Here is an 11017-nt window from a genome sequence, read left to right as displayed (position 1 = left end):
GCGAGGAGCGAAGCGACGCGGCAATCCGGAGAGCCACAAGCTCGGCAAGACTGGATTGCTTCGTCGCAAGGGCTCCTCGCAATGACGGCTGTGGTGTCCGGCGCAGCCAACATTTATCCTGGCGGGGCTTGCCCCGGCTAGCGGAGACCCGATGGACCGGATCGTCGAATATTACTTCAACGCCGAGGTGCTCGCGCTCGCCTTTCCGCAGGTGCTCGCGGGATTTCGCACCACCGTGATCGTTTCGCTGCTGGTGATTGCCTGCGGCACGCTGTTCGGACTGGCGCTGGCACTGCTGCGCGCCGCCAGCATCCGCGTCGTCAATTTCTTCATCACCATCTATGTCGACATCTTCCGCACGCTGCCTCAGCTCGTCGTCATCATCTTCATCTATTTCGGCCTGCCCTATCTCGACTTCACGATGTCGCCCTTCGTCACCACCGTGCTGGCGCTCGGCCTGGTGCTGTCGGCGTTCTCGACCGAGATCTTCTGGTCCGCGATCATGGCGCTGCCGCGCGGACAATGGGACGCCGCCGCCGCGCTCGGCTTCAGCCGCGCCCGCACCCTGCTGACCATCATCCTGCCGCAGGCGATCCGGCTGGCGATCCCGCTGCTGACCAACCGCGCGATCTCGATCAGCAAGGGCACCGCGCTCGGCACCGCGGTGTCGCTGCCGGAAACGCTCGGCCAGGCGCAGAGCGTGATGGCGCTGGTCGCCAACCCCTCGCCGCTGACGCTGGCGGCGGCGTTCTATCTCACCTTCTTCCTGCCGCTGGTGCTGGCCAGCCGGTGGATTGAATTCCGCTATAGCCGGGGTCGCTGAGCATCATGGAATTGCTGCTCGAGAATTTCGCCAACTGGGATTCGCTGCTGCGGATCTACCCGCTGCTGCTGCAGGGGCTGATCTATACGATCTGGCTGTCGGCCGTGGCCCTGCCGCTCGGCATCGGGCTCGGCCTCGCCATCGCCGTGATCTACAGCTTCCGGAACCGCTGGGTGAACATCGCGCTGCTGGTCTATATCGACCTGTTCCGGTCGTTTCCGGTGGTGGTGCTGCTGATCCTGATCTTCTACGGCATGCCGTTTCTGGGGCTTACCCTCAATGGCTTCACCGCGGCGGTGCTGGCGATCGTGCTGAACAATTCCGGCTATTATGGCGAGATCTTTCGCGCCGGCATCCTGTCGGTGCCGGCCGGCCAGACCGACGCCGCGCGCGCGCTCGGCTTCAAGCCACTGCATGTGGCGCTTCACATCATTCTGCCGCAGGCGATCCGCAACGTGCTGGCGCCGCTCGCCAGCAATTCGCTGGAGCTGGTGAAGACGACGCCGATCGCAGCTCTGGTCGCGCTGCCCGAACTGCTTCGCTCGGCGCGGGTGGCGCAGGAGCAGACCTATAATCCGACGCCGCTGATGGCCGCCGCGGTGATCTTCTTTGTCATGCTGTACCCGTTCGCGCGCTGGGTGGCACGGCTGGAGCGACAAGCCCTGAAGGTCAGATAGCATGACCGCCCTATTCACCGGCAGCGGAGAACACCAATGACCGGACGCCTGGCTAATAAATCCATCCTCATCACCGGCGCCTCGTCCGGCATCGGCCGTGCCATCGCGCGCCGCTTCGCCGCCGAGGGCGCACGGCTGATGCTCGCCGATCTGACGCCCGAGGTGCGCGAGGGTGGGATACCGACGCTGGAGCTGCTGCGCGCCGAGGGGCACGACGTCGCCTTCGTCCAGATCGACGTCGCCTCCGAGGACGATACGGAACGCGCGGTGCGGCAGACCGTCGATGCGTTCGGCCGGCTCGACGTGCTGGTCAATGATGCCGCGATCGGCACCGGCAAGCGGCTGACCGACACCAGCCTCCAGGAATGGGAGCGCACGATGGCGGTCAACCTCACCGGCGTGTTCCTGATGTCGCGCGCCGCCGCGCGGCAGATGCTGACGCAGGAGGTGCGGAACGAGACGCGCGGCCGCATCGTCAACATCTCGTCGCAGCACGGCATGATCGCCTGCCCGGAGGACATCGCCTATGGCACCTCGAAAGCCGGCGTCGTCTACATGACGCGACAGATCGCGGCGGACTATGCCGGGGACTACATCATCTGCAACGCGGTGGCGCCGGGCAAGATCATCACCGGCAAGCCCGGCCGTGCCAACGAGCCGCGCTGGATGGAATATTCGCAGCGCCGCACGCCGATGCCGCGGCTCGGACGCCCCGACGACGTCGCCAACGCCGCGCTGTTTCTGGCCTCCGACGAGGCAACCTTTATGACCGGCGAGAACCTGCTGGTCGATGGCGGATGGATGGCGGCATGAGCAAGGATGTGGAGACGATGATGCTGCCAGGGGACCCCGCGCAGACCGCGGCGCCAATCATCGAAATGTCCGGCGTCACCAAATGGTACGGCGACGTACAGGTGCTGAAGGATATCGATTTCCGTCGCGCGCGGCGAGCGGGTAGTGATCTGCGGCCCGTCCGGCTCCGGCAAGTCAACCATGATCCGATGCATCAACCGGCTGGAGGAACATCGTGACGGCCGCATCGTCGTCAACGGCGTCGAGCTCGACCATTCGACCCGCAACGTCGACGTGGTACGCCGCGATGTCGGCATGGTGTTCCAGCAATTCAACCTGTTCCCGCATCTGACCGTGCTGCAGAACCTGACCATCGCCCCGCGAAAGATCCGCGGCGCGACCAGGCCGGAAGCCGAAGAGACCGCGCGCTATTTTCTCGAGCGCGTGCGGATTTCCGAACATGCGCATAAATATCCCAGCCAATTGTCGGGCGGCCAGCAGCAGCGTGTCGCGATCGCCCGCGCGCTGTGCATGAAGCCGACCATCATGTTGTTCGACGAGCCGACCTCGGCGCTTGACCCGGAAATGATCCAGGAGGTGCTCGACGTGATGGTCGGCCTCGCCCGCGACGGCATGACCATGGTGTGCGTCACCCATGAAATGGGATTTGCCCGCGAAGTCGCCGACCGCGTGGTGTTCATGGATGCCGGCCGGATCGTCGAGCAGGGCACGCCGGCGGCGTTCTTCTCCAACCCGCAGCACGACCGCACCCGCGCCTTCCTGAAGCAGATCATGCATCGCTAGATCCGGGCACCGATCGTGCCCGCTCAAGCGCGGGCCGGTCGTCCCCCTAGCGCTCGGCAAACGCCGAATCGACCCCGCGATAGATCGGCTTCAGCAGATATTGTAGCAGCGACTTGCTGCCGGAGACGATTTCGGCATCAACTGTCATTCCGGGCTTCAAATGCCATTCCGCTGTATAGCGATCGGAGCGGTTCGCATCGAAACTGACCACCACCTTGTAGTACGGACGCTTTTCCTCATTCTCGGTCGTGGTGGGCGATATTGCCCTCACTTCCCCTTTGATCTTGCCGTATTTGCTGAAATCATAGGCCGTCACTTTCAGCTCGGCCCTGTCATTGAGTTTCACCGCCGCGATATCGTCGGGCTTCACGAACACCTCCGCGACCAGCGCATCATCCTGCGGGACAATCCGGACAATGGTTTCGCCCGGCCGGACGACTTCGCCGGGCGAGCGCTGCAGCACCTGCTGGACCCGGCCCCGCGCCGGCGCCCGCACGATCAGGCGATCGACCCGATCTGCCTGCTTCTTGATCGTCTCCAGCACTTCGGCGAGCTCGACCGATGTCTTGCTGAGTTCCTCGCCCCACAGCCTGTTGGCCTGCGCGTCAGACTCCTCCAGCGCGGCGTCGGTTTCGCGGAGCGCCTCGCGCGTCGTCTGCAGTCTGCCTTCGGTCGTCGTCACCTGACCGCGCGCCTGCTCGACCAGCGCCAGCGACTCCAGCACCTGCTTCTTGGATACCGTGCCATTATAGACGAGCTTCTCCCGCATATCGAACTGCTCCTGCTGGATGCCGACCAGCCGGTTCTGCACCACGATATCCCGCGACAAAGCGTCGATTTCAGCCTTGCGCTGCAATCCCCTCACCAGTTGCAATTGATGTTCCTTGGTCCGGTGCTCCAAACGCAACCGGTAGAGCTGAAGGTGTTCCGCCAACAACGCGGCATCGACGTCGCCGAAGCCAATCGGGTTGAAGTCACGTCCCCCCAGCAGCGCCGACACCCTTTCCTTTTGCAGCAACAGGTTCTGGGCGCGGGATTTCAACCCGGCCAGCTCCGACTCCGCGATCACCGTTTGCAGCCGCAGCAGCGGCTGGTCCTGTTCGACGAGCTGGCCTTCCTCCACCAGGATCTTGTCGACAACGCCGCCCTCCAGATGTTGCACCGGCCGAACCTGGGACACCGGGATGAGCTGGCCATGGGCCACCGAAAGCTCGCGAATCGGGGCCAGCGCGGCCCATGCCAGCGCGACGATGACGATGACGAGCGCCAGCCGCATCCGGCGGCGCGAGGCAACGAAGCCGCGCTGTTCTTCGAACTCGATCGGGGCCGCCAGCCAGTTCGGAGTCTCGGACGGCCAATGGGTCGCGGTCTTGCTGGTCACGCTCATGATGTCCTCTTTCGCGTCGGGCGAGCTTCGCCAATCCTGTGTTCTGAACGCGGCCTGCGCGCGGATGCTGTGTTCAGGCGACGGCGTTGAGCCGCGCCAGTATCTTGGGAACAACCACCTCGGGCTTGCCATCGGTGACAATCGCGCCGCCACCCATCTCGATGACCCGGTCAGCCATTCGCATGTGGCTGGGCCGCGCCGTCACCCACAGCACCGTGCACCTGCCTCTGAGGCCTGCCAGATGCTTCATCAACGCGGCGTCGCCGGCCTGATCGAGGCCGTTGCCCGGATTGTCCAGCAACAGGATGCTGGGCTTTTTCACCAGCGCGCGTGCGATCGACAGCCGGCATAGCCATCCCTGCGACAGGCCGCGCGCATCGGTCCCACTGATCCGTGTCGCCAACCCGTCGGGCAGCGCCGGATGCGGCAAGGTAACGCCGACGGCCGCCAGCGCGGCCACGATGTCCGCGTCGGTGGCGTCGGGACTGGCAAAGCGGAAATTCGCGGCAATGCTGCCATAAAAGAACGCCAGCTGCTGCGAGGCAAAGCCGATGGAAGCGCGTATTTCCGCTGGATGGAGTTGCCGCAGGTCAAGCTCGCCCAGACGTATCGTGCCGAGATATTGCGGATAGAGGCCGAGGATCACCTTCAGCAGCGTCGATTTTCCGCTGCCGCTGGGCCCGACGATCGCAACAAGCTCCCCTGCCTTGACCTTGAGGTTGACGCCCCGCAGCTGCGGCTCCTGTCGCTGGCCCAGCGACAGATAGGCCCCCGACACGAAGATCTGCCCGGTCAGGCGTCGCGACAGGATCGGCGGCGCCTCGCTCGCATGTTCGTTGCCCATCCGCACCAGATCATTGATCTGACGCACCGTTCCCAGTGTCTGCTTGAGGCGGCCGATATTGAGCGAAAAGATCTGGATCGGCACCAGCACCCGCCACACGATCATCATCGCCGCAATCAGCTCGCCCAGCGTCATCGCGCCGTCGATCACGCGCTGCGCGCCAAAACCCAGCGTCAGAACTCCGGCCAGCGCGACCAGCGCGTTGGTGATCGCATGAAGGTACGACGTGAGCTGAAGATGATGGAAGCGGGACCTCAGATAGGCCGCGAGGCTGTCGGCGTAACGTGCCAGCCAGATCGCTTCCGCCGAGGCGTTCCGGATGGTTCTGAGCTTGTCCGTGAGTTCGAACAACAAGGCATCCGACTTCTGCTTGTTGGTACTCACCTCGGCGATCGCGGCGACGTTCGCGGTGGTGCCCACGGCACAGACGATGGCGATTATGCAGGATAGCCCGATCGGCAGGAAGCCAAGCGATCCTCCAATGGAAAACAGCAGGATCAGGAAGGTCAAAGTGAAGGGCAGATCGAACAGCGCCGAGGCGAAATTTCCGGCGAACAGCTCACGCCCGATCTCGAACTGGCGGAAGCGCGACAGCTGCGCGGAGATCGGGGCGCGCTCGGTCATGGTCAGCGGCAAATTGAGCAACGACTTCAGGGCCCGGACCGAGACCACGGCATCCAGGCGAGCGGCGAGATAGGCGATCCGCCGCGACCTGAGCTGACGGAGCGCGAACTCGAAGCCCAGCACCAGCACGGCCGCCAGGGCGAGGAACGCCAACGTATCGAGAGAGCTGGTCGCAATGACGGTGTCGTAGACAGAAAGCACATAGAACGAGAGCAGCAGTCCTGTCGCGTTGATCACCACCGAATAGCCGGTGATCTGCGCAACAGGCCCCCGCAACTTCTTGAGCACATCGGCAACGAAGCTGCCGGCCTGCCTTCGGCCAGAGAAGTCGTCGATCTTGCTGGGGCGGATCTGATAGACCGCGTCGTCGGAACGAAATCGATCGGTGCTGCTACGGGCGCCTTGCAGGCTGAAGACCTCGAACTCGCCGCGCGGTCCAAGCGTGACGAGGTCGCAGGTGCCTCCCGCTCCAACCAGCAGGCAGGGCAGATCTTCTTTGAGGAGGTCGAATGCGCAGCGGTCGAGCCCGACCAGATTGACGTCGAGGCGCGCCAGAACAGCTTGCAGCATTTGCACGGAGGCAATCGGCTTCAAATGCGGAAGCGCCTCGAAAATGCGATGCTGCGTGCCTTCCCAGCCGACCCGCGCCAGGATCTCGCACAGCATGCCTGCGAACGGGCCGGTAGCCGTTGGCGGCCCGGCCCGTTCGTCTTTGTAAGGACCGAATTCCGCGATCAGCCGTCGCTGCTGCTCGAGCACGGCCTCCCTGGCGATCTCGGGAATGGTGGGCGCGCGATCGAAGCCGTCAAGGGGATGTTTCATGCCACGGCTCCCGCGGGTCGACCGGTCAAGCCTGCGGCGGGCTGGCCTTCGAGCTGGCTGAACTTTCCATGGCTCAGCGTGAACCGGCGATCGGCGATTGCCGCGAAGGATGGACGGTTGGTGATCAGCACCACGGTGATCTTTCCCTTAAGATGAAGAAGTGCTTCGACCAGCGCCCGATCGCTCTCGTAATCCAGCGAGCCATTGGCCTCGTCGAGAACGAGAAGTTGTGGGCGTCCCGCGATGGCGCGCGCGATCGCGATCCGCTGCATGAAACCATCAGGCAATGTTTCGGTCGCGGACTCGCCAAGCTGGGTGTCATAGCCGCGCGGCAGCCGATGGATATCCCGTTCAAGCTTCAGCAGACGTGCCGCGGCGCGGGCCGGGGCGACGCGCTCCGGACGGAACAAGGTCAGATTGTTGAGCAACGAACCACGAACGGCCGCATTCTGATGATCGACCAGCGCCACGGAGCCGAGCGTCTGGTCTTCCGCCGTCGAGGCGGCAAGGCCATCGATCGAAACGTCGCCGGCCTCGGGAACCAGGCGTCCGGCCGCCAGCCGCGCCACCGTGGACTTGCCGATCCGGTCGCGGCCGCTGATCGCGATGATCTCGCCGGGGGCGACATCCAGACTGGCCCCCACGAGCGTGGAGGGTTGCCCCTCCCCCGGGCTGAACCAAACCTTCTCGAACACCAGCCGCGCCGGCGACCACTCGCTCGCGGCGCCCGGAACGGTCATGGGCGCACTGATCGGAAGATCGAAGATCGGTCGCGCAATTTCCTTTGAAACGAACACGCCCTGAATTTCATTCCAGGCCGACACCAGACGCAGCAGCGGCTGGATCATGCGCCCGGCCAGCATGGTACTGCACGCCACCACGCCGACGGAGATTTCACCATTGACCGCCAGCACCGCCGCGATCGTTGCCGTGGTGATCTGGGTCACGATCGAAATCATCGAGCCCAGACTCTGCGCATCGTCCGCCAGGCGCACAACATTGTAGGTCGAGCCCGCGGCCTGTTCGGCGAGGCGTTCGAAGCGCCGCAGGATCTGCTGCTCCGTCCCGAGCGCCTTGACGGTAGCAATTCCGTTCAGCGTCTCGATCATGAAATCCCGCATCCGCGCCTCGGCCACCATTCGCCCGGCTGTGGTGCGTCTGAGCTCCCGTCCCCGCGCGATCGCGGAGACGCCGAACATCAGGAAAATCGAGACAGGAAAGGCGGCGATCCAGCCACCGATGACAACAAGCAGTGCGAAGAAGATGACGACGAAGATCAGGTCGATCAGCACCAAAGGTGCGGGGCTGATGCTGAACTCGCAGATGGCGGCCACCGCCTGCAATCGCTGGATCCAGAGTGCGACAGGAAGCGTATCGACCAGCTTCGCCGGCGCAAAGGCGACCAGGCATGCCGCGTTGACGTTGGACTTCCACGCCAGCTTCATGGCGCTCCATGCAATGACGTGGCTCCGCGATATCCGCAGGATCGTTTCAAGAACCAGGATGCAGCAGATCCCGATTACCAGATAGGCGAGCGTCGACTTCGCGGCATGGGGAACGATGCGGTCATAGACCTGAAGAATGCCGAGCGGCAGGGCAAGGCCGAGCAGATTGATGAAGATCGAAGCCGCGAGAACGTCGGCCGGAAGGCTCCACAATGTCCGGGTCAGCAAGTTGATGAAGCTGACCGCATCTCGTCGGGTCCGTCGCAGATAACGCCGCATGCGCCCGACAGCGCGGGAGCCCGACACCCGCGCGGCAATGCGCGGAGTTGTCAGTAGGTTGAGCAAAGCCATTTGCAGTCCAAATGAATGCGAAAAGCTCGACTATCGGCCAAGAGTGTTAAATTACACCGTCTTCAGCGTCAAAGAAGCGTTTAAGGTTACCTATAAACTTACATGTCTACCGGCAATGAATCTCAATACTACCGGCGCAAGATAGCGGCTTGCGTTGGAAAATATTCTGTCCTGCGCCGGAGCATCACGCCCATGCGGATTGTAGACGGTTTCATCGTACCGGAAAATGAAGACCTGGATAAATTGATCAGGTCGCTGAAGAAGGCCAATGAATCGTCCATTTTGATTCAGGACGATGACCAGCGGGCGTCGCAATTCCCCAACACGCATCAGGGAAGTAGAAGCTCGCGCGTTGACGACAATCTGCGGGGAACGACAGCCGTCTCCGACGCCAGGGTCGACGAGATCGCCAGAACGTCGCCCGATGACAGCCCGACCTCGGCGTCCGACCGGCAGGAAATCAGCGCACCTGTGGTCATCAGCGTTGCGGTCCCGGCGGACGCCTCTGTCAGCTCGCAGATGGCCGCGACGGATCTGGTAATTGTTGCGACGCCAGCCTTGCCGGGTTCGGCAACAGGCGAGGTCGTGGTGCTCTCGTCTATTCCGCCAGCCTCCGACCGGCCGCTGGCGGTTGCTGCGACGGGAGAGCGTTTCGTCGCTGAGCCCGCCGCCTTGGAGGCGATGCCGGCACAACCGCCGACCATGATCAAGCTGGCTGAGCTCGGCTCGGACGACGCGCCAGACGTGGTCGCGGATGTTCAGAACCAGGCGCCCAGCGACATCACCGTCGCCGGCGGCTCGGTGCAGGAGAATGCCGCGGCCGGCACCGTCGTCGCCACGCTCGGCGCCGTCGATCCCGATGCCGGTGACCACTTTGTCTATGCGCTGACCGACCCGTCCGGGAAGTTCGAGATCATCGGCAATGAAGTCCGCGTCAAGGCTGGCGCCACGCTCGACTATGAGACGGCGACCTCGCACGACATCGACCTCAAGGTCACCGATGCAGGTGGACTGAGCCACAGCGAGACGCTGACCATCGCGGTGACCAATCAATCCGGCTCGTTTACCGGAACTGCCGCGAACGACACACTCACCGGCAGCAGCGAAGAAGACGTTATCTCAGGTCTTGCCGGGAACGACACCCTGCGGGGTCTTGCCGGTAACGACACGCTCGATGGCGGCGCCGGCAATGACATCATGATCGGCGGTACCGGCAACGATACGTATGTGGTTGACGCGGTCGGCGACGTCGTCACCGAACTCGCTGGCGAGGGCACCGATACGGTGCGCAGCAGCATCAGCTACACGCTCGGCGCCAATGTCGAGAATCTCGTCCTCACCGGAACGGCCGCGATCAATGCCACCGGCAATTCGCTCGACAATATCCTGACCGGGAATGCGGGCGCCAATGTGCTCAGCGGCGGCGCTGGCAATGACACCATGATCGGTGGCGCGGGCAACGACACCTATGTGGTGGATTCCACCGGCGACATAATCGTCGAGCTCGTGGGCGAGGGCATCGATACGGTGCAGAGCAGTATCAGCTATACGCTTGGCGCCAATGTCGAAAATCTGGTGCTGACGGGAACGGCGTCGATCAATGCCACCGGCAACGCACTCGACAATGTGCTGACCGGAAACGCCGGCAATAATATCCTCGACGGCGGCGCCGGCAATGACACCATGATTGGTGGCGCCGGCAACGACACCTACATCGTCGACAGCGTCGGCGACGTCGTCATCGAACTTGCCGGTGGCGGCACCGACACCGTGCAGAGCGGCATAAGCTACACGCTCGGTGCCAATGTTGAGAATCTGACGCTGACCGGATCGGCCGCCATCAATACCACCGGCAATGCTCTGGCCAACATTCTGACCGGCAATGCCGGCGACAACATCCTCGATGGCGGCGCCGGCAACGACACCATGAGCGGTGGCGCCGGTAACGACCTTTATGTGGTGGATTCCACCGGTGATATCGTCGTCGAACTCGCCGGCGGCGGCACGGACACGGTGCAGAGCAGTGTCAGTTATACGCTCGGCGCCAATGTCGAAAATCTGGTTCTGACGGGAACGACCGCGATAAATGCCAGCGGCAATGCCCTGGCGAACACCCTCACCGGCAATGCCGGCGACAATGTTCTCGATGGCGGCGCGGGTAGTAATGTCATGATCGGCGGTGCCGGCAACGATACCTATGTGGTCGATGCGACGGGCGATGTCGTCACGGAGCTGGCCGGCCAGGGCACCGACACCGTGCAAAGCAGCATCAGCTACGCCCTCGGCGCCAATGTCGAGAATTTGACGCTGACCGGATCGGCCGCCATCAATGCCACCGGCAATACGCTGGATAACGTACTGACGGGCAACGCCGGCAACAACATTTTGAACGGCGGCGCCGGCAATGACATCATGATCGGTGGCGCCGGCAACGATACCTACGTCGTC

Annotated in this window: 7 protein-coding genes and 1 pseudogene; 5 read left to right on the top strand and 3 right to left on the bottom strand. The window is 63.3% G+C overall.

Features of this window, described 5'->3' with window-relative positions; translation table 11 throughout:
• The first annotated feature begins 151 nt into the window (after positions 1 to 151).
• The 4 genes and pseudogenes from Q0S16_RS04175 (at position 152) to Q0S16_RS04160 (ending at position 3096) form a co-directional block, all read left to right on the top strand.
• Complete coding sequence (locus Q0S16_RS04175; protein ID WP_295845370.1) at positions 152 to 823, top strand: amino acid ABC transporter permease; 672 nt, start codon at positions 152 to 154, stop codon at positions 821 to 823.
• A gap of 5 nt (positions 824 to 828) precedes the next feature.
• Positions 829 to 1500, top strand: coding sequence for an amino acid ABC transporter permease (locus Q0S16_RS04170; RefSeq protein WP_295845368.1), 672 nt, complete (start codon positions 829 to 831; stop codon positions 1498 to 1500).
• A 36-nt stretch (positions 1501 to 1536) separates the two neighbouring features.
• The gene (locus Q0S16_RS04165) at positions 1537 to 2313 is read left to right on the top strand and encodes a glucose 1-dehydrogenase (RefSeq protein ID WP_295845366.1); all 777 of its coding nucleotides are present in this window, start codon (positions 1537 to 1539) and stop codon (positions 2311 to 2313) included.
• Positions 2314 to 2330: 17 nt separating this feature from the next.
• A pseudogene (locus tag Q0S16_RS04160) lies at positions 2331 to 3096 on the top strand (amino acid ABC transporter ATP-binding protein).
• Positions 3097 to 3142: 46 nt separating this feature from the next.
• Here the strand turns inward: Q0S16_RS04160 and Q0S16_RS04155 are convergent.
• The 3 genes from Q0S16_RS04155 to Q0S16_RS04145 form a co-directional block, all read right to left on the bottom strand.
• Positions 3143 to 4483, bottom strand: coding sequence for an HlyD family type I secretion periplasmic adaptor subunit (locus Q0S16_RS04155; RefSeq protein ID WP_295845365.1), 1341 nt, complete (start codon positions 4481 to 4483; stop codon positions 3143 to 3145).
• A gap of 73 nt (positions 4484 to 4556) precedes the next feature.
• Positions 4557 to 6773, bottom strand: a complete 2217-nt coding sequence (locus Q0S16_RS04150) for an ATP-binding cassette domain-containing protein (RefSeq protein WP_295845361.1) — start codon at positions 6771 to 6773, stop codon at positions 4557 to 4559.
• Positions 6770 to 8569 carry an ABC transporter transmembrane domain-containing protein gene (locus tag Q0S16_RS04145; RefSeq protein WP_295845359.1) on the bottom strand — a complete coding sequence of 600 codons (1800 nt, stop codon included), beginning with the start codon at positions 8567 to 8569 and terminating at the stop codon, positions 6770 to 6772. The genes Q0S16_RS04150 and Q0S16_RS04145 overlap by 4 nt, the downstream gene beginning before the upstream one ends.
• A gap of 192 nt (positions 8570 to 8761) precedes the next feature.
• Here Q0S16_RS04145 and Q0S16_RS04140 point away from each other — a divergent pair.
• The coding region (locus tag Q0S16_RS04140) for a cadherin domain-containing protein (protein WP_295845357.1) at positions 8762 to 11017 on the top strand (2256 nt) is incomplete at its 3' end.

Origin of the sequence: Tardiphaga sp. (assembly GCF_025356345.1) — a bacterium.
Taxonomy (GTDB): domain Bacteria; phylum Pseudomonadota; class Alphaproteobacteria; order Rhizobiales; family Xanthobacteraceae; genus Tardiphaga.
This window is presented reverse-complemented; position numbering and strand designations above follow the sequence as displayed.